Here is a 19,772-nt window from a genome sequence, read left to right as displayed (position 1 = left end):
TTTCTGCAATCTTAAAGTCTAAAATCAATATTCTCGCCTTTATGTGCAAACAAAAATAAACTGACAAGAACAATTTTTATGGAGTATTCTCAAACACAATTACTTTTAAAGCGAGCGATTAACGTCAGAGTAGTCGTTACCCCACGTTGGAAAGAAGAAGCCCAACAACAACTACAAGCCCAAATTAATAATTTAGATAGCCAATTACAACAACTTGAAATACAAGGGCAAAAGGCAATTGCTGAAATTAGAAAGCAAAGTGTACAACCTCCAGGTCCTCAAGTGCAACAGCAAATTAATAATATACAAGCACAGATCAGCCAAAAGAAAAATGAGTTTGTAGAGCAGAAAAATCAAGCTTTACAACAATTACAGCAAGTACAAACTTTGGAATTAGAGCAAGAAGTTAGTCAAGGTCAAATTGAAAGTGTATTTACTGCTGATGTAGGAGATAATTTGATCAAGAAAATGCAAGTAGAAGTTCTCCTGCGTGATGGGGTAATTGAAGAAGTACGAGGTGAGGTTTAGAAGATAGGTTTTAGGTTTTAGGTGGTAGGTTTTAGGTGGTAGGTTTTAGGTGAAAAAAGTTTACTGCCCTACCCAAGACCTATGATCAGATTAAGACAAGTCTTTCTTGCCATAACAGAGTTTTAGCAGAAGAAGTGTTATATTCTTATTTGAAATGACTATACCTACAACCTACAACCTACAACCTACGACCTACGACCTAAATAATTTATCAACAAAAAAATAACGGAAAACTAACATGATTAATGAAGTATTCATGCCTGCCCTTAGTTCTACTATGACCGAGGGTAAAATTGTTTCTTGGCAAAAATCCACTGGTGATTGGGTGGAAAAAGGGGAAACAGTAGTAGTGGTTGAATCAGATAAAGCAGATATGGATGTAGAATCCTTTTTCTCTGGATATCTGGCCACTATAATTGTGGAAGCTGGAGATGTGGCAGCTGTAGGATCTACGATCGCTTTATTGGCTGAAACAGAGGCCGAAATTGAAACAGCTAAACAGCAAGGAGGTACTACAGCGAAGCAAGAAACTGCTCCTGCGGCTTCTACTGCTGCAACTGCTGTTGCTACAGCCCCCACATCTGTCACAACAGAAACAAAAGAGAACAATGGTCGGGGTAATGGAAGGATTATTGCTTCCCCTCGTGCCCGAAAGTTGGCCAAAAAATTGAAGGTAGATTTAAGTACTCTTAAAGGTACTGGACCTCATGGTCGAATTGTGGCAGAAGATGTAGAAATGGCGACAGGTAGTACTCCAACTTCAGTTGCTGCACCTGCGAAGACTGCGACTCCCGTTATTCCTACTCAACCATCTATTCCTACTGCTCCACCTCCACCATCTGCACCTCCGACACCGGTTACACCTGGACAAGTTGTCAAGATGAATACTCTGCAAAATGCAGTGGTGCGAAATATGATGGTAAGTTTATCTGTGCCTACTTTCCATGTTGGTTACACGATCGCTACAGATAACTTAGATGCGTTATATAAACAGATTAAGTCTAAGGGTGTGACGATGACTGCGATGTTAGCAAAAGCCATAGCAATGACTTTGCAACAACATCCTTTGCTCAATGCTGCTTATGTGGAAGGAGGTATTCAGTATCCTTCTGGGATTAATATTTCAGTGGCGGTAGCAATGCCTGATGGCGGTTTGATTACACCAGTATTGCAAAATGCTGACAAAATGGATATTTATTCTTTATCTCGCACTTGGAAAGGTTTAGTAGAAAAGGCGCGGGCAAAGCAGTTGCAACCAGATGAATATAGCACTGGTACCTTTACTCTATCTAACTTAGGAATGTTTGGAGTAAGTCAGTTTGATGCTATTTTGCCACCTGGTCAGGGTTCAATTTTGGCGATCGGTGCATCTCAACCCCAGGTAGTAGCAACTGCTGATGGGATGATTGGAGTTAAGCGACAAATGCAGGTAAATATTACTTGCGACCATAGAATTATTTATGGTGCTGACGCTGCTGCTTTCTTGCAAGATTTAGCAAAGTTGATTGAAACTAACCCCCAGTCTTTGACTATGTAGGCGAGTAATGAGAAGCTGGTGGCATTGAGTTTTATGCCATCAGTTATCGCGCTGTGCGCAGGCAACAGGCAATAGGCAATAGGCAATAGAATAAAAAACCGAGCGGATAACATGACTCGCCAAGGATTGAAATCCTTGGCTAATAGTTTAAGTCATCTTAAGATGACTCTTGAGGAGTATGCCGTCTTTTTCATCATAACTATATTGTGGTTAATCAATGCAACTTGATATTATATAAAATCCAGATAATTACTATATCCAAGTCATTGCGACTGGAACGGAGTGGAAGGAAGCAATCTCAAGGGTTTAGGAGATTGCTTCCTATCGTCGCAATGACGACTGTTTAACCGGATTTTATATTAGGGGTGAGTCCCCACATTCCCCTCCTGGGAGGGGTTAGGGGTGGGTCCCAACACTCAGGGTGGAGCTTCTGGACTGAGAATAACAACATATTCCCCGCGATCGCTCTGCTGAATAACGACAACCGGAGGATGAGCATTTGCTTGGTCATTTTTTGACAAAGAAGGGAATATATAATATTGACCGTCTCTATCTATCAGCAGTCGCCACACAACTTGCGGATAATTAGGGTCAGTTTTGTTATTGTAATCCCCTTGTAGTAAATCTTTATATAATTCTAAATCTCCAATAACACGAAAACTGCTAACATTAGGATCGTCTCCAATATCGTCAACTTTTCTGCCTAATGGTAGTCGATTTTCTGGTGTTATTAAAGTCACTACTGGAAGAAACGATGTTTCGTTGCGCGAGTCTCGAATAGCATCAATTTTTCCCTGACTTTGACCAAGGAAAAATAAGGCTGTTAATAACCAGGTGAATATGACAATTTCATTAATTAACACTTTGTCATATTTCTGATAGTTAATTTGTTGAAAATAAAGAAATGATTGAATATTCTGTGGTATTTTTGGGTGTTTAGTTTTCAAGCTCCATTTCAATAATTTTAAACGCAATTCATTGAGGATTTTATCTAATTTTTGGGTCAAAAATTGAATCAGATGGAAAATATTTGGAACAATAATAAAAGAAGCGATCGCTATTACTATAGTACGAAAAAAAGTTGAAAATTTTCCACTGGATATGTTACCAAAAAATACCTGTATTGGCACAATGAAAAATGATTCAAAAGGTAAATCTAGAGTCGTTACTTCCAGTTGAAAATAAGCAAAATAAGCCCAACGATAAATCCAACCTGTAAAATATAAACCAATTCCTAATAAACTTAATAAACCCGCAATTCTTCCCAACATTTTGTATAAGTTATGATTTGAATAGAGCAAATTATATTATCTATAAATATAGCAATTATTCCTAGCCTTTCTAAGGGGAATCATTATTCCTAAGCCCCCCTTTCTAAGGTTGAATAGTTATAATTAAAGCTCGTAGTAGGGCTTTAGCCCTAATATAGGTATCTCATGGGCTAAAGCCCTACTACAAACAAAAATTTATGAGTAGAGGCTATTTTCAGAAAAATTAACTCTTCTAGTGAAGAAATAATAGTAGGCAATATTTCTATCTGATATCCACAATGAAGATAACTAAAATCATAATTATTTTTCTAGTGGCCTGTCTTACAGTAGTGATAGGAGACATTAAACAACCTATTAGCAATTCTAACCCTATTGTAGAAGCTCAAGCCCAATCACAGCCACAACCTATTCCCATGTCATTGCCTGTTAAGGCAAGGGTGATACTAAAAGATGGCGATAGTAGATCTGGTAAATTGACAGAAATAAACTCCCAACACCTGACTATTACAAGAGGTAGCAGTAATGGCAGAGAAGCGATCGCTAATATTACCAGGGTTGAGTTTAATGGGGATATTTGGTGGCCAACTTCTACTGGATATATTGTTATTCGTGGGGATGAGGTGAAGATGAAGGGTAAACCCCGACGTTTTCAGGTACAAATGGATGGGTTGGAATGGGAGAATACAGAGAAAGGTATTGCTAAGATTAAACCTGAAGCTGTGATAGGAGTAGATGATAGAAAGGGTATACCTAGAACCATGAGGAATATTATCAAGAGTCGTTATATTGTCAGTAAAATTGAGTTTCAACCAGAGCAGCAAATGTTAATTATTACTGCTACTTCTCACTCAAGAGAAGAATAACTTTGTAGGTTGGGTTAAGCGTATCTCGCAACCCAACAACGTTAATTTTTTTCCTAGGAATTGACAGAAGGATTTGATATTTTTCTTTTTTTCAAAGGAGTTCTAATGAATTTGATTTTCCCTTTCCATTCTTTCTCAAATTGCTTTTGTCTCTCCAAACAATCAGCTAATATTAATTTCGGATCGTAGTTAAAAGCTTTGGCGTGTTCTTCTCGAATTTGGTAAATTTCTTCTAAAATTTCATCAGGTAACATCATAGTTTTTTCCTGCTAATTGATAAGTGGTACAGATAAAAAAAATACCTAAAAATATTTTGTTATAATAACAGAAAAAATACTTAATTTCACTATGAGCATTATTATTTCTGATGAAATTTTGGTAGCCACTAGAATGACAGAATCTGAGATGAAACAGGAAATAGCTGTCATGCTTTTCCAAAAAGATAAACTAACTCTAGGTCAAGCTAGTCGTTTTGCTGACATGAATAGAATTACTTTTCAGAATTTATTATCTAGTCGTCAAATTCCGGTTCATTATGACGTAAAAGACTTGGAAAAAGACATTAAAAACTTACAGGAGATGGGAATACTATGATTATTGGGCTATTTAATTCTTGTTCAATTTTACCTTGTTTAAATTTGCTCATTGCTCAATTTTAACCTAATTCTATTTGAGGCAAATAAGATAAAATGAAAACTAAGTCGGAGCGTGTCATTGCGAGGGGGAAGGTTAAGAGTTAACTCTTGTCTTTAATAGTTACGCCCCCCGTGGCAATCTCCTACCCAAAAAGTTAAAAAACAAAATTGCTTGTGTATTATTATATAGCAATCCCCTTGCTATATACCTGAATAAAAGTGACAAAAAACAAAAAAATGCCTAATAAAAAACTATCCTTGGAAATTTCAGAATCTCTCTATGAAAAATTAGAGGAACTATCTGAGTTAACAGAAGAACCAATTAACACTCTAATTATTAGAATTATTGCTATGAGAATGCCATCATTACTGAGAGAAACTAAAGAATTTAATCAAATGTTAGATGCAATTACTCCAGAACAACTGCATGGTGAAATTGGTCTAGAAGAGGTACTAAGTGAGCAATTCTAATAACTCAGATTTTTATATTCCTAAAAAGGGAGATATTATCTGGATAAACTTTAATCCTCAATCTGGAAGAGAACAAGCTGGTCGTCGTCCTGCTTTAGTAGTTTCATCAAGTAGATATAACCGTCTTGTAGGATTAGCTTTAGTCTGCCCAATTACTACAAAAGTCAAAGGATTTATGTTTGAAATACCAATTCCAGAAGGATTAGAAATTTCAGGAGTTGTACTAGCAGATCAAGTCAAATCTTTAGACTATAAAAAACGGCGAGCAGAGTTTGCTTGTCAAATGCCAGATGAGATATTAATGCAAGTAATTACTGCCATAAATAGACTGATGAGAGAAGTTTGATTTAATCTCAATCAATTCATTGATTTATTTCGTTATTTGCACTGATTTTCTTTTCTTTTTTTCAAAGGAGTTTTATTAAAGCGATCACTCAACAATTTTGGAATACTTAGTTATGCTTTTATACTCACTTTTTATTTGAGGAAAATAAGACAATGAAACGAATTATTATTACCTCTCTAATAGGAATAACAACCCTGACTACAACTCCCCTAATACTGCCACTATTACCACAACGGAGTTACGCCCAAACTTCTGACTCTGAGGCAGAAAAGTTAGAGCAACTACTAGAAACAGCGTTCCAACAAAGAAGGCAATACCAATATCAGGAGTCTATAAAAACGTTTCAACAAGCTTTAGCTATTGCTATAAAAATCAAAGACCAAGAAAAGGAGGCATTAGCAAACCTTGGTCTTGGTTTGAATTATGATCGTATAGACAAACGACAAGAAGCATTAAAATTCTATGACGAAGCTTTGATGATTTTTCGGGAAGTGCGCGATCGCTCTGGAGTTGCTATTACTCTCAATAATATTGGTGAAGTTTACCGCAAAATAGGTCAACCCGAAAAAGCATTAGAATACTACCAACAAGCTTTACCCATCTCGCGGGAAGTGGATGATCGCCCACAAGAAGCTGTTACTCTCAATAATATTGGTGCAGTTTACCGCAGTATAGGTCAACCCCAAAAAGCATTAGAATACTACCAGCAAGCTTTACCTATCAGGAGGGAAGTAGGCGATCGCTCTGGAGAAGGTACTACTCTTAATAATATTGGTCTAGTTTACGACTATATTGGTCAACCCCAAAAGGCATTAGAATACTACCAGCAAGCTTTACCTGTCAGTAGGGAAGTGGGCGATCGCTCTGGAGTTGCTATTACTCTCAGTAATATTGGTGCAGTTTACGGCGATATTGGTCAACCCCAAAAGGCATTAGAATATTTCGAGCAATCTTTACCTATCTCACAAGAAGTGGGCGATCGCTCTGGAGAAGCTACTACTCTCAGTAATATTGGTGCAGTTTACGACTATATTGGTCAACCCCAAAAGGCATTAGAATACTACCAGCAAGCTTTACCTGTCAGTAGGGAAGTGGGCGATCATTCTGGAGTTGCTCATACTCTTAATAATATTGGTGTAGTTTACAAAGACATAGATCAACCCCAAAAGGCATTAGAATACTACCAGCAATCTTTACCAATCTCGCAAGAAGTGGGCAATCGCTATGGAGTTGCTGTTACTCTCAATAATATTGGTCGAGTTTACGACAATATTGGTCAACCCCAAAAAGCATTAGAATACTACCAGCAATCTTTACCAATCTCGCAAGAAGTGGGCAATCGCTCTGGAGAAGCTACTACTCTCAATAATATTGGTCGAGTTTACAACAATATTGGTCAACCCCAAAAAGCATTAGAATACTACCAGCAAGCTTTATCTATCAGACGGGAAGTGGGCGATCGCTCTGGAGAAGCTACTACTCTCAATAATATTGGTTATCTTTACCGAGATAGCAACCAACCAGAAAAAGCTATATATCACTGGAAACAGTCATTAGAAATAACCCTAGAAATGCGTGCGGGATTAAAAAAAGAAAACCGCAAGACTTTTTTAGAAGATAAGGATGACACAGCGATCGCTCTTATCGATCTCCTCATCGACGAAAACAAACCTGACATTGCCTGGGAATGGCATAACCTAGCTACAACTTTCGACCTCGCTGACTACACTCGCCTTATTGATGCCAAAGTCAAAAACCCAGAAGCTCAAAAACAGATTAACCAATGGCAACAAAACAATCAACAATTACAAGCTCTCTATAGCAAAGTAGAAAATAAATGGAGTACTCAACTTTCGCAACAACTCAACCAGTTACAAGCAGAAACCAACCAACTTGCTGCCGACATTACCAATAAATACCCAGAAGTTGCCGAGCTTTTTGAATTCAAACCGGAAGACATCGACAAACTCAAAGCCAATATTGCACCGGATACCGTTGTTATTCAACCTGCTCTGTTAACTGGTATTAAAAATGTTCCCGATAGCATCGCCATATTCCTTGTCACCAGAGACAAACCCACCATAGTCAAAAAAGTACTCATCGATGCCAAAGAATTCGATCGCCTCCTCACCGAATATCGCGCTCAACTAGAAAACCCCAACGCTGATGACTACGACCTTAACCAAGAAAAACTCTACGACTACCTCATTCGTCCCATGGAAACAGAAATAACAGCTTATTCTCCCAAAAAACTCGCCATTATTGCCACCGGAAAACTCCGCTATATTCCCTTTGAAACCCTCTACGACAAACAAACCAACCAATACCTAATTGCCAAATACCCCATCCACAACCTCACCCGCATCTCCGCCACCAGAAAACAGCATTCCAAAACCACCAATTCGCCCACAGTATTAGCATTTGGCAATCCCACTCCTACAAAGATAAACCTCCCTGGAGCAGAAATAGAAGCCAAAAGTATCGTAGAAAAGTTATCAGGCAAACACTTAATTCGGGAAAAGGCAACCCTCGCCAGTTTCAAAACAGAATCTTCGGGTTTTTCCTTAGTGCATCTTGCTACCCACGGTTGCTTTCAAAAAGGAGGTTGTCTTGGTGTGGGTTTAGAGGAAAATACTATTCTGTTTGCCAACAGAGAAACTTTTAATATTGCCGATGCTGCACTTTTAGGATTAGAAAATACAGATTTAATTGTGTTGAGTGCTTGCCAAACTGCCATGAAAGCAGACTCCAACGGTGAAGAAATAGCAGGAGTTGCCTATTTATTTGAGCGTGCGGGTGCTGATGCGGTTATTGCCAGTTTATGGAATGCGGAGGATGGGATAACGAAGGATATTATGGTGAATTTTTATGAGAATGTGAAGGAAGGAATGACGAAAGTTGAGGCGTTGCGTCAGGCAAAATTAGGTTATGTTAGGGAAAATATTCATCCGTTTTATTGGTCGCCTTTGATTTTAATTGGTGACGGAGAGTGAGTTTTAATGAAGTCAGAAGTCATACCGTTTCACGGAAGTCAAAAGTTAGAAGTCAAAAGTCAAAAGTAGAAGCGTTCATTGAAGTCAGAAGTTAGAAGTCAAAAGTCAAAAGTAGGAGCGTTCATTGAAGTCAGAAGTTAGAAGTCAGAGGTAGGGATGTTATATCAAGTTGCATGAATTAACCACAATACAAAAAGACGGTTACGGTATAGATAATCTAGTCATCTTTAGATGACTTAAGCTATCAGTCAAGGATTTCAATCCTTGGCTTGGTTATATCACCAAATTTCATATTATACCAGGTCTCATTAATTAGAGATAATAAAAATGCTCTTCATCAATTATCTTGAAAATCTATCAAATTTTCCCCTACTCTGTAGGGACGTTGCATGCAACGTCCCTACCTTCCTACTCTCTATAGACAAAAGATAAAAATTAATGTAAACTTAATGTTTTTACCAACAAAGTTAACATCAGCGGAAAATCAACTATGAAAGCAGTTGTAATGACATCGCCAGGGGCACCGGAAGTTTTACAAGTACAACAAGTTGCCGACCCTGTAATTGAAAATGACCGAGAAATATTAGTGCGTTTGAAAGCTGCCGGAGTAAATCCTATTGATACAAAATTACGCACTCGTGGCACTTTTTTCCCAGATCAAAAACCTGCTATTTTAGGATGTGATGGTGCTGGTATTGTGGCGGAAGTTGGTAAAAATGTAGAAAATTTTCAAGTGGGAGATGAGGTTTATTTTTGTCATAGTGGCATCGGAGCAACTCCTGGAAATTATGCGGAATTGACTGTTGTTGATGAAAGATTTGTGGCTAAAAAACCAAGTTATTTAACCTTTGTTGAAGCTGCTGCTGCACCTTTGGTTTTAATTACTGCTTGGGAATCTTTGTATGACAGGGGAAAATTAGAAGCTGGCAGGAAAGTATTAATTCATGGTGGTGCAGGTGGGGTTGGTCATGTGGCAATACAGTTGGCAAAGTTACAAGGAACAGAGGTTGCTACTACTATTAGTTCAGAAGAAAAAGCAGATTTTGTCAAAAGTTTAGGTGCAGATTTAGCGATTTTTAAGAATACAAATTTTGTGCAGGCAGTGTTAGATTGGACTAATGGGGAAGGGGTAGATTTAGCTTTTGATACTGTTGGTGGAAAGGTTTTTTATGATACTATTCCAGCAGTGAAAATTTATGGCGATTTAGTGACAATTTTAGAACCAGATACTAACTTAGGAAATTTGAAAGTTGCGAGGCAAAGAAATTTGCGAATAGGGTTGGAATTAATGTTAACTCCAATGATGAAAGGTTTGATGGAAGCTCAAGTAGACCAAGCTAATATTTTGCAACAATGTGGGCGGTTATTTGACCAAGGAAAATTAAAGATTCATGTGAATAAAACTTTTGCTTTAGATGATGCAATAGAAGCACATCGAATGTTGGAAGCAGGGTCGATGGTTGGTAAGATTGTTTTGACTATTTAAAAAAGCGGTCAGCGTTCAGCAGTCAGCAGTCAGCGCTCCACTACGGTATGCTACGCAAACAGCAATTAGCAATGAATAATTACTTCTCAGGTGTAGGAAGGGGACCCATGGTAGTAACTTTTTATTCAAACTCAATTTCAAAGTTTGCTTTTACCTTCCCGAAAATTAATTGCTGTTAACGCAGTTCCTCCTACGGAGGATAGCTAATAGCTGACTGCTTTTTGCGCAGCATTCCGAAAGAAATGCTTAACAATTTACAGCGGTTTTCATTTGGGTAGACCACAGTAGGGACGTTCCATGGAACGTCCCTACAAAGTTTGATGTGTGAAGATGTGGTTCATCAATTTGAAAAGCGCTGTAAGATAAACAAAGACAATATATCTGCTCCTAAAACTTTCTGAAGATTATCTAAATTTTCGAGTTATCTTTGATTTGATTAAGAATAATTTTAATTCTTAAATGGCAAGTTTTATTGGAAATTGAAAGGCGTAATTTCAGTTATCAGTTATCAGTTATCAGTTAACAGTACCTTCTGGAATAGGGAAGCTTGAAAATACTGAATTTTCTTTTCTTTATACCCTTGAAAAGGGAGGCTTGAAACCTAATTTTCTGGTCAATAGTTAAGGCTGACTCAAAAATAGCTAAATATAACCAATACTAATTTATATGATTGTTTTTCATAATAGTACAGCCAAAAAAATTTACCTTTATCATGGCATATTTGCATAATTCTCCATCATTAACTAATTTATGGGTCAATTCAGAGTTGAAAAGTTATAGCAACTGCCATTACTATTAGAATTTATGGAATATCTCAAACAACGAAATATCAACCTTATCCCTTCTTCCTTCTTCCTTCTTTCTTCTTCCTTCTTACTTGATACTTTTTTAAACGTCGCTAGATTTAGAAAAATATTGTTGGTATATGGCGTATAATACGACAAATTAACTTGAGGAGAAATTCCAAACATGACACGAGCTATCATGGAAACTGAGAAGGGAATCATTAATCTAGAATTATTTGATAATGATGCCCCTAATACTGTGAAAAATTTTGTTGAACTAAGTGAAAAAGGATTTTATGATGGCTTAAATTTTCATCGTGTTATTCCTAATTTTATGATTCAAGGTGGTTGTCCTCAAGGTACAGGAACAGGTGGCCCTGGTTATAAAATTAAATGTGAAATTAATAATAATAAACATTTGGCCGGAACTTTATCAATGGCTCATGCTGGTCGCGATACAGGTGGTAGTCAATTCTTTATTTGTCACGCTCCCCAACCTCATTTAGATGGTGTTCATACAACTTTTGGTAAAACAGAGAATATGGATATTGTCAATGCTATTAGGCAAGGTGACAAAATTCTTTCTGTGAAGATTGAAAAGTAGTTTTTATCGGTTGATAAATTGAAGAAAATGGGGAGTGGGATAGAAAAAGAAAATACATTTCAAAAGCTTTCCTAATTAGACCAGTTTTATCTTGTTGTAGCTCTTTATTTATTATTATTAGACTAGGGATGTTTTGTGGAATGTCCCTACTTTTTTATTCCAGGACGGAATGCTGCGCAAACAGGCAGAGGTACTGATAACTGATAACTGATAACTGATAACTGAAATGACTCCTGACTCCTTAAAATAACCAAGAATCAAAATAATTAGCAGGTGAAGCAGTATCCTGGAGAATTGAAACTTGGTCTAAGTTTAAATTTGATAATTCATCAATCATTTTTATCTCATTTGCTCTGTCAACTAAGGGAAAAGAAAATTGATGATAATCCTGAATAAATTTAGCTTTTTCTCTAATTTCTGCTTTATTTACAGAACGATAGCGAGTACCAATAATAATTGTATTTTTGCCGCTAGTATGACAAATATAAATAGAGGGAAAGACAGTTTTAATAGTTTTGATATACTCTGCTTCAAAGTCATTACTTTTTAACGTATTTACGACTATAACCCCAGATTTTGATAAATGGCGATCGCACAACTCATAAAATTCTTTAGTAGCTAAATTATAAGACATATAGCCATTACCAAAAGCTACATCAATCATCATAATATCATACAGATTTTCCTGATTTTGTTGCTCTAAATATTCTCTACCATCCTGAATTTTTACCTTTAATCTGTCATTTAATTCTACCCCGAAAAATTTCTGAGATATTGACAATATACTGGCATCAACTTCTGCACATTCAATTATTGTATCTGGAAAATAGTGATGAAAAACTTGAGGAATACTACCCCCTCCAAAACCTGCTATATAAATTTTTTTTGGTTGACTATTCCAGACTAAAGCTAACATCATTGCTTGAGTATAAGGAAAAATTAAATATGTGGGATTATCCAAATTAAGTATAGATTGAACCCAATTCATTTTTAAAGTTACTTGCTCTACTAATACTAACTGAATGATAAATTTGATTTTTTTTATAGTTAAAAAGTGTATACCAGAAGGTTGAGAAAAAATTATTCCATCTGGTTGTTCGTACAGCCAAGAAATTCTTTGCTGAATCGCTTCTAAATTTTTAGTTTGCCAATATTTTTGATTATTCATTGTAATGGTCGTGCATTGTCATTATATTTGTTACGAAAACAGTGGGAGCATCTTGCTCCCGTGCCAGGTATAGCTCTACGCGCAAGTTAGTAGGGGCGAATGGTATTCGCCCGTATAGAAGTCAGAAGTAATCCTTGACTGAGTTTGAGGATTTATTAATGTTCTAATCTATATTGCGTAGTATTATATCCCTTTTTGCTATGTAGCATTACGAAAGCAGGACTACCCAATATTTTTATACCTAATTAAACGGATTTAATGTAATATCATCAGGACTTACGCACGGACAGTAAATAGGGTGAGGGCAAATGCCATTCGCCCCTACTATAAACATTCAATTGTTAATCTCTGTACTTCTTATACGAGGAATGTGCTATATCATTTCTCAAAAGTCGTGCATTGAGTCTACTCAAACTTATTTAATACTAGAAATTCCTAATTCCTAACTCCTAATTTGCCTAATACAATTCATATTTCAATAAAGTACAAGGAATAGCTCCATTATAAACAGGAATCCTCCGAGAAGTTCTTAACCCTACTTGTTTAGATAATTGTTTATTTCCTGTCAAAATAAATGCCGTCCATCCAGTAAAACGTTGTTTAAAAATATCCCCCAACATTTTATAAAGTTCACCCAATTCTTCAACTTCTCCTAAACGTTCGCCATAAGGAGGATTACAAATAATAATCCCTCGATCTGCGGGAGGTTTTAATTTAGATAAATCCGTTTTAATAAACTTAATTTTATTTGCTACCCCACATCTTTCAGCATTAATTCGAGCTTGAAAAAGCACTTCAGGATTTCGATCACTACCGACAATTATGGATTTTAATTCAGTTAATTGACTATTTTTAGCCTCTGTTAATAAATCTTGCCAAAGAGACTTGTCAAAATCACGCCAGTTCATCAAAGAAAATTTATTTCTCAACAGTCCCGGTGCAATATTTAATGCTTTTAAACTTGCCTCCACAGGTAAAGTTCCAGAACCACATAAAGGGTCTAAAAAAGGTATATCTGGAGAATATTCTGCCATTTCTAAAATAGCTGCTGCTAAAGTTTCTTTCAGAGGAGCAAACCCCATTGCTAGACGATAGCCACGCTGATGTAAACTACTACCAGAACTATCTAAACTGAGGATACAATTATTATTTTGAATATGAGCATTAATCAATATATCAGGATTTTTAGTATCGATATTTGACCTGTAGCGAAACTTTTCTATTTGTTGCTCGGTAATTGCATCTTTAATTTGCAGAGCAGTATAATGAGTATGCTTTAATTTATCATTACTTCCAGTACAATTAACTGCTAATGTATTTTTAGGAGATAAATATCGCTGCCAAGGAATTTTTTTTACCTCTTTATAAAGTATTTCTCGGTTAACACATCGAACTTCAGCAATAGGAACTAAAACTCTAAAAATAGTTCTTGCCCAGATATTAACTCGATAAAGTAAAGTCTTATCCCCTGTAAAACTTACCCCAGTAAATTCTGGACAGATGTTTTCTGCTCCTAAACTTTTTAATTCTTGGGCAGCAATAGCTTCTAACCCTTTAGCAACCTTGGCATAGTATTGATTCATTATTTTTTATATAAGTAATCATAATTTACAGCACTTCCCGCTCGCTGCCCGTGAGCTAGATATTTAGCGATATTTAGCCGGGAAGATGCCTGCACCACAAGAGTTTTACTATTAACACCTTGTACATAATTTTTCCGAAATATGCTGTATATTTTTTCTTCCTTCTTACTTGTTCCTTACCTTTATGTTTTTTATATAACAAATAATATTGATATCTTTTCTTCCTTCTTCCATCCTCCTTCTTCCCTCTTCCTTCTTCCTTCTTCCTTAATTAAGGAGAACAATCTGAGATATAGCTTCCACTACTATCTCTAGAAACTATATATCCTTGATATGGATTTGTAACTTCTATAAACCTTTGAGTGCCACTACCAATTTCTTCATTTCCGGTAACTTCTATTCTCTGACCATTTTCTAGCACTCCAATTCTACGACTCGCTGAATTGCGTGCCTCAAAAATATACAATCCATTTGGCCTGAGAATATAACAAGTTTTTAATTTAGCCCTTGCTTTAGCCTGGTAATTAATTACACGCTCTGTGAGGCCATTCTGTGTTATAGAATCCACACGATATTGGTCTGGGCTAACAATATATTCAATTCCTCGTACCGGGTCATAAGCTTCCCAAGAACTACCTCTTTTTGTGGCATTACCAACAATCAGCCAATCTTGCTCAGTTCCATTCTTAGGTTGACTAATGAATATATATTCACCCTTTTGAGTTTCGCAAATATTAATATTAAAGTTTGCCGTTTCATAATTTGCTTTTTGCGAGCCATACCCATAACAAAGCTGCGCCTGTGCTGATATTGGCAGAATCACACTTCCCAGCACTAAAGCAGTTGTAACAACTCCCACGGTGGCTAATCGGTGTTTCATTGTTTCTCCTTTGTGCCATTGGATAGTAGCAAAACCCTATAACCTTACCATAATTTGATAAAAATATCTCCCAAAAATGAAAATAAGTAAAGCCTTATTTGATATTCTTAACTTTCTAATAAAATTTTCTATAAAAAACTTATAGTTAAATTGTGTAAAGATATTAAAAAGTTCTCAGCTTTCAGCAATAAGCTATCAGCCTAAGTTGACTTAAATCCAAAAAATTCATATCTAGGGAGATTTAAACTTCTCCTCAACTGTCTAACTTCCTACTTGGTAGGGATAAAGACCCTAAAATAGCTCCGAGCTATAAAATTTCTGGATATTTTAAGGTACAAACCTCAAAGCTGTTGACGGAAAATTCCGTAGAAAAAGCCGAAAACTGATAGTTGAAAGCTTGTTAAAAATCAAATCAAAATTAGAGAGAGGTCTCTTATGGTAGCAGTAACAGACCGAGTAAAAAATAGACTAACAACGGAAACAAGTAAAATTGCTCCTAATACCACGGCCATTCGCTCCCTTGATTGGGACCGCGATCGCTTTGATATAGAGTTTGGTCTACAGAATGGTACCACATATAACTCCTTTATTATTCGAGGAGAAAAAAATGCTCTGGTTGATACATCCCATGCAAAATTTCGTCAGTTATATTTAGACATCCTCTGGGGTCTAATTAAACCGACAGAAATTGATTACCTAATTATTAGTCATACCGAACCAGACCATAGTGGTTTAGCCAAAGACATTATCGAACTAGCTCCCCAAGTTACAGTTGTTGGGGCAAAAGTAGCAATCCAATTTTTAGAAAATTTAGTTCATATACCATTTAATAAACAAATTGTCAAAAATGGAGACCAATTAGATTTAGGCAACGGTCACGTTTTAGAATTCGTTTCTGCCCCAAATCTGCATTGGCCAGATACTATTTTTACCTACGATCGCAAAACCCAAACCCTATTCACCTGTGATGCTTTTGGGATGCACTATTGCTCAGACAAAACTTACGATGAAAATCTGAGTGACATAGAAGCAGACTATAAATTCTATTACGAATGTCTGATGGCCCCCAATGCTCGCTCAGTATTGAGTGCAATGAAACGCATGAAAGCATTGGGAGATATCAATACTATTGCCACAGGTCATGGCCCACTACTACGTTATAACTTAGTAGAATTAACCAACCGTTATGAGGAGTGGAGCAAAGCGCAAAGCAAAGCAGAGACAACAGTAGCAGTATTCTACACCTCTGATTATGGTTATAGCGATCGCCTCTCCCAAGCAATTGCCCACGGGATAACCAAAACAGGCGTTGCAGTAGAAATGATGGACCTTAAATCTGCCGACCCTCAAGAAGTGCGGGAATTGGTAGAAATGGCAAAAGGAATCGTCATTGGATCGCCACCAACCACAGGTCCGGCAGCAAGCACTTCTGAAACTGCAGTCAACACTATTTTGGCAGCAGCTAACAAAAAACAGACTTTCGGTCTATTTGAATCTGGTGGTGGTGATGATTTATCAGTATATCCTCTAGCAAATAAACTTAAGGAGTTAGGTCTCAAGCAAGCATTCCCCAATATTCTGATTAAAGAAACTCCTTCAGAATTAACTTATAAACTTTGTGAGGAAGCGGGTACAGATGCAGGGCAACTGTTGAGTCTGAAGAAAAATATTAAACAGATGAAATCTCTTGATAGTGACCTAGATAAAGCTTTAGGTCGTTTGAGTGGAGGTTTGTATATTATCACTGCCACTAAAGGCGAGGTTAGTAGTGCCATGTTAGCTTCCTGGGTAGTGCAAGCTAGTTTTAAACCATTAGGAGTTTCCATCGCAGTAGCAAAAGACCGAGCAATTGAGGCGCTGATGCAAGTAGGCGATCGCTTTATCTTAAATGTATTGCGGGAAGATAACTATCAAACCCTCATGCGACATTTTCTGAAGCGCTTTCCACCAGGTGCAGACCGTTTTGCCGGAGTAAATACTCAAACTGCTAAAAATGGTAGTCCGATTTTAGGTGATGCACTAGCTTATTTAGAGTGCGAAGTAGTAAGTCGGATGGAGGTAAGCGACCACTGGATTATCTATGCAAGTGTTGATACTGGGCGAGTTAGTGACTCAGATGTTTTGCCTGCGATACATCATAGAAAAGTAGGTAACCATTATTAATTTACGTTGTAGTGCAGGCATCTTGCCCGCTAATAGTATACCTGAGTGATATGTAATCTGGCTGAAAAATCGTCATGGTGATGATAGAAAGCAATCTCGCACCACCCCTGAGATTGCTTTCTTCCACAAATTCCAAATGTAGAAGCAGAAATATCCGATGTTTTAGAAGAAATTCGTACTCAAACAACTCTCTAATCTCTAATAGACATCTCCATAAAAGAGGGGACAGGGAAAAGGGAAGAATAATGGATAATTTATGGATAAGAATTGATTTTATTTTTGATTTTTGGAGAGGTCTAATAGACATCTCCAAAAATTCTCATTCCTCCTTGCTTTTAGCATTCCACTTTTTGAGGCGCAAACTAACCCAGACCATCTGCTTGAGCGGTAATGGTACTTCTGGGTGTAGTCCCTCCGAGATTTCTTCAAAGGTTTTGATTGAACCCGGATAAACAAGAACTGACCATCCTTGTTTGGCGAGACAGGTCAATAAAGCTGATTCCTCAAGAAGGTAAGTTGTACCGAGATATATTTTTTCCTTGTTATAATCTTTTGGCTGATTTTCCCCTTTCATCTGCTCATCTCGATTGAGATATATCTGGGCAAATGAGTTGACCATGTTTTGAAAGGATTAGTCTTTTTGATAAAGATGCTGGAAGTTCTGGTAATAAATCTCAAATTATGATTGCTTCTCAATTTGAGATGCCTTTTGGAACTCGAACTTACAATTTTGGGAGTATTGGTCGAACAGGTAACTGTTTTCATTAATAAACTTCTCTCCAGTGCGAATTGCCTCAAACAAAGCTTCATCCTCTTTAAGTTCTTGTGTAACCTGGATTGTTAGTCGGTATATAGTATCGCCAACTAGCACGACGCAAGCCTGAAAGTTTTTGCTAATCCATTTGATACAGGCTTCGATCCGCTGAGGATTGAGGAAATGTTTGCTGCCAAGGCTGGTGTGGTGATGAAAACACACTTTTGATAGTCGGACAGTGAGCTGCGTATACGAGTAGGAAAGACTTTAGCTAAACTTGCCTTATACTGCTGAATTTGCGTCAAGTTTAAGTCCTGTTTCTTAATATCAATGGCTTTACAAATTTTAGATTGAATCAACTTCAACTGCTCTAGGGAAAGCTGATTCCAGTCAAAATTTTCAATGATCGTTTCTTGATCTCTATAACTATTCATACTGTTCAATATTCTTGGCATTTATCGGCTTGGCGTTGGTAATAGGTAAGATGATTTTCTGGTAAGAGTAAAACCCTTTAGCTACTCTGGTTAGTTATTCGGAGCTATCACAGCAGGATGACCCTTAAAGTTTCATCTCTTGATTTACCGAAAATTTGGGTCTAAAGCCTCGCCCATAAGCGGGCGACTTTTTAGTTGATTTTATTTCTATAAATATGTTATGATACTGTTAGTTCAAATAGGAATTATGAAAGCTAGATTTAAGTATCGCATATATCCAACACCTGGACAAAAATACCGAGAGCGCCAAGCTATTTGGTTGTGTTCGTGTGGTTTGGAATGATAGCCTAGCTTGTTGTCAAGAAAAGTATAGATTGGGAGAAGAGAAACCCAATAATTCTCAACTACAAAAAAAGTTTATCACTCAATCGAAAAAGACTGAAGACAGAGAATGGTTATCAGAGGTTTCTGCTATACCATTGCAGCAATCTTTAAATGATTTAAACCAGGCGTTGCTCTAACTTTTTTAAATCGACTAAAGGCCAGAGAAAAGGTAGATCTATTAAACCTCCTAAATTCAAAAGTAGGAAATCAAAACAAACTGCCAGATTTACACTCATGAGGATTTAAAGTTGGTCAACATAAAGTCTATTTAGCCAAGATTGGAAAGCTGAAAATAGTTTGGTCAAGAGAGTTACCTGCTGCTCCATCATCAGTAACAGTAATCAAAGATTCCGCTCATAGATATTTCTTGAGTTTTGTAGTAGAAATACAACCAGAAGTATTACTGAGAACTGATAGTTCAGTAGGTATAGATTTAGGTATTAAAACTTTTGCTACATTTAGTGACGGTACAAAGGTTGATGCTCCTAAGCCACTAAAGAAACGAATTAAGAAGTATCAAAAGTTAAGTAAGTCATTATCTCATAAAACTAAAGGCTCTAAAAGGTATGAAAAAGCCAGGGTTAGAGTAGCTAAATTTCATGCCAAGCTGAAAGATACAAGGACAGATTTTCTACATAAATTATCTACTGAAATAATTCGTGAAAACCAAACAGTTGTTTTAGAAGATTTAAACGTTTCTGGTATGGTGAAAAAGCGGTGCGACCCCGCGACGACGCCAGTCGCAAGGGAACGCGCACCAAGAGACCGTAAATTATCCAGAGCAATTTCTGATTTAGGTTGGAGAACATTCAGGACTTTCTTAGAAGGAAAAGCAGAAAAATATGGTCGCGATTTCAGAGTAATTAGTCGCCCTTGAGCCAACATCC

Annotated in this window: 20 protein-coding genes; 13 read left to right on the top strand and 7 right to left on the bottom strand. The window is 37.0% G+C overall.

What is annotated here, in order from left to right; all coding sequences use genetic code 11:
- Positions 1-78 precede the first annotated feature (78 nt).
- Both F6K23_RS16795 and F6K23_RS16790 read left to right on the top strand, forming a co-directional pair.
- Complete coding sequence (locus tag F6K23_RS16795) at positions 79-528, top strand: YlqD family protein (RefSeq protein ID WP_293157676.1); 450 nt, start codon at positions 79-81, stop codon at positions 526-528.
- Positions 529-766: 238 nt separating this feature from the next.
- Positions 767-2,065: a dihydrolipoamide acetyltransferase family protein gene (locus F6K23_RS16790; protein WP_293157673.1), complete on the top strand. Its 1,299-nt coding sequence runs from the start codon at positions 767-769 to the stop codon at positions 2,063-2,065.
- A gap of 416 nt (positions 2,066-2,481) precedes the next feature.
- Here the strand turns inward: F6K23_RS16790 and F6K23_RS16785 are convergent, their stop codons facing one another.
- Positions 2,482-3,366: a hypothetical protein gene (locus tag F6K23_RS16785; protein WP_293157670.1), complete on the bottom strand. Its 885-nt coding sequence runs from the start codon at positions 3,364-3,366 to the stop codon at positions 2,482-2,484.
- Between the two features lie 248 nt (positions 3,367-3,614).
- Here F6K23_RS16785 and F6K23_RS16780 point away from each other — a divergent pair, with 248 nt between their 5' ends.
- Complete coding sequence (locus F6K23_RS16780; protein WP_293157668.1) at positions 3,615-4,199, top strand: hypothetical protein; 585 nt, start codon at positions 3,615-3,617, stop codon at positions 4,197-4,199.
- 53 nt (positions 4,200-4,252) lie between these two features.
- Here F6K23_RS16780 and F6K23_RS16775 read toward each other — a convergent pair whose 3' ends face one another.
- The gene (locus F6K23_RS16775) at positions 4,253-4,456 is read right to left on the bottom strand and encodes a hypothetical protein (protein WP_293157665.1); all 204 of its coding nucleotides are present in this window, start codon (positions 4,454-4,456) and stop codon (positions 4,253-4,255) included.
- A gap of 91 nt (positions 4,457-4,547) precedes the next feature.
- Between F6K23_RS16775 and F6K23_RS16770 the strand changes: the two genes are divergently transcribed.
- The 6 genes from F6K23_RS16770 (at position 4,548) to F6K23_RS16745 (ending at position 11,519) form a co-directional block, all read left to right on the top strand.
- A complete protein-coding gene (locus F6K23_RS16770) occupies positions 4,548-4,793 on the top strand; it encodes a UPF0175 family protein (protein ID WP_293157662.1) in 246 nt (81 codons plus the stop codon).
- A gap of 278 nt (positions 4,794-5,071) precedes the next feature.
- Entirely contained in the window at positions 5,072-5,305 is a 234-nt protein-coding gene (locus F6K23_RS16765) for a hypothetical protein (RefSeq protein ID WP_293120174.1), read from the top strand.
- The gene (locus tag F6K23_RS16760) at positions 5,292-5,651 is read left to right on the top strand and encodes a type II toxin-antitoxin system PemK/MazF family toxin (protein WP_293157659.1); all 360 of its coding nucleotides are present in this window, start codon (positions 5,292-5,294) and stop codon (positions 5,649-5,651) included. The genes F6K23_RS16765 and F6K23_RS16760 overlap by 14 nt, the downstream gene beginning before the upstream one ends.
- A gap of 152 nt (positions 5,652-5,803) precedes the next feature.
- Positions 5,804-8,644, top strand: coding sequence for a CHAT domain-containing tetratricopeptide repeat protein (locus tag F6K23_RS16755; RefSeq protein ID WP_293157656.1), 2,841 nt, complete (start codon positions 5,804-5,806; stop codon positions 8,642-8,644).
- A gap of 490 nt (positions 8,645-9,134) precedes the next feature.
- Entirely contained in the window at positions 9,135-10,130 is a 996-nt protein-coding gene (locus tag F6K23_RS16750; RefSeq protein ID WP_293157653.1) for a zinc-dependent alcohol dehydrogenase family protein, read from the top strand.
- 969 nt (positions 10,131-11,099) lie between these two features.
- A complete protein-coding gene (locus F6K23_RS16745) occupies positions 11,100-11,519 on the top strand; it encodes a peptidylprolyl isomerase (RefSeq protein WP_293157650.1) in 420 nt (139 codons plus the stop codon).
- 241 nt (positions 11,520-11,760) lie between these two features.
- Here F6K23_RS16745 and F6K23_RS16740 read toward each other — a convergent pair whose 3' ends face one another.
- From F6K23_RS16740 to F6K23_RS16730, 3 genes are all read right to left on the bottom strand, one after another.
- Positions 11,761-12,687 carry a spermidine synthase gene (locus F6K23_RS16740; protein WP_293157647.1) on the bottom strand — a complete coding sequence of 309 codons (927 nt, stop codon included), beginning with the start codon at positions 12,685-12,687 and terminating at the stop codon, positions 11,761-11,763.
- A gap of 458 nt (positions 12,688-13,145) precedes the next feature.
- Positions 13,146-14,270, bottom strand: coding sequence for a class I SAM-dependent RNA methyltransferase (locus F6K23_RS16735; RefSeq protein ID WP_293157644.1), 1,125 nt, complete (start codon positions 14,268-14,270; stop codon positions 13,146-13,148).
- 271 nt (positions 14,271-14,541) lie between these two features.
- Entirely contained in the window at positions 14,542-15,150 is a 609-nt protein-coding gene (locus tag F6K23_RS16730) for a hypothetical protein (RefSeq protein ID WP_293157641.1), read from the bottom strand.
- Between the two features lie 435 nt (positions 15,151-15,585).
- Between F6K23_RS16730 and F6K23_RS16725 the strand changes: the two genes are divergently transcribed.
- Complete coding sequence (locus tag F6K23_RS16725) at positions 15,586-17,313, top strand: diflavin flavoprotein (protein ID WP_293157638.1); 1,728 nt, start codon at positions 15,586-15,588, stop codon at positions 17,311-17,313.
- Between the two features lie 319 nt (positions 17,314-17,632).
- Here the strand turns inward: F6K23_RS16725 and F6K23_RS16720 are convergent, their stop codons facing one another.
- Together F6K23_RS16720 and F6K23_RS16715 are read right to left on the bottom strand one after the other, a co-directional pair.
- Positions 17,633-17,932 (bottom strand): hypothetical protein, encoded by a 300-nt coding sequence (locus F6K23_RS16720; RefSeq protein ID WP_293157635.1) that lies wholly within the window; start codon positions 17,930-17,932, stop codon positions 17,633-17,635.
- A 245-nt stretch (positions 17,933-18,177) separates the two neighbouring features.
- A complete protein-coding gene (locus F6K23_RS16715) occupies positions 18,178-18,501 on the bottom strand; it encodes a hypothetical protein (RefSeq protein WP_293157632.1) in 324 nt (107 codons plus the stop codon).
- 220 nt (positions 18,502-18,721) lie between these two features.
- Here F6K23_RS16715 and F6K23_RS16710 point away from each other — a divergent pair, with 220 nt between their 5' ends.
- The 3 genes from F6K23_RS16710 to F6K23_RS16700 all read left to right on the top strand — a co-directional run bounded on the left by F6K23_RS16710 (position 18,722) and on the right by F6K23_RS16700 (position 19,762).
- Positions 18,722-18,844, top strand: a complete 123-nt coding sequence (locus F6K23_RS16710) for a helix-turn-helix domain-containing protein (protein WP_367267725.1) — start codon at positions 18,722-18,724, stop codon at positions 18,842-18,844.
- The gene (locus tag F6K23_RS16705; protein ID WP_293157626.1) at positions 18,831-19,022 is read left to right on the top strand and encodes a hypothetical protein; all 192 of its coding nucleotides are present in this window, start codon (positions 18,831-18,833) and stop codon (positions 19,020-19,022) included. Before F6K23_RS16710 ends, F6K23_RS16705 begins: the two co-directional genes overlap by 14 nt.
- A gap of 140 nt (positions 19,023-19,162) precedes the next feature.
- A complete protein-coding gene (locus tag F6K23_RS16700) occupies positions 19,163-19,762 on the top strand; it encodes an RNA-guided endonuclease InsQ/TnpB family protein (protein WP_367267729.1) in 600 nt (199 codons plus the stop codon).
- The last annotated feature ends 10 nt before the right edge of the window (positions 19,763-19,772 follow it).

The organism is Okeania sp. SIO2C9 (genome assembly GCF_010672455.1).
Classification (GTDB): Bacteria; Cyanobacteriota; Cyanobacteriia; order Cyanobacteriales; family Microcoleaceae; genus Okeania.
Note: the sequence above shows the minus strand (reverse complement) of the source record. Positions and strands in the feature narration are given on the sequence as shown.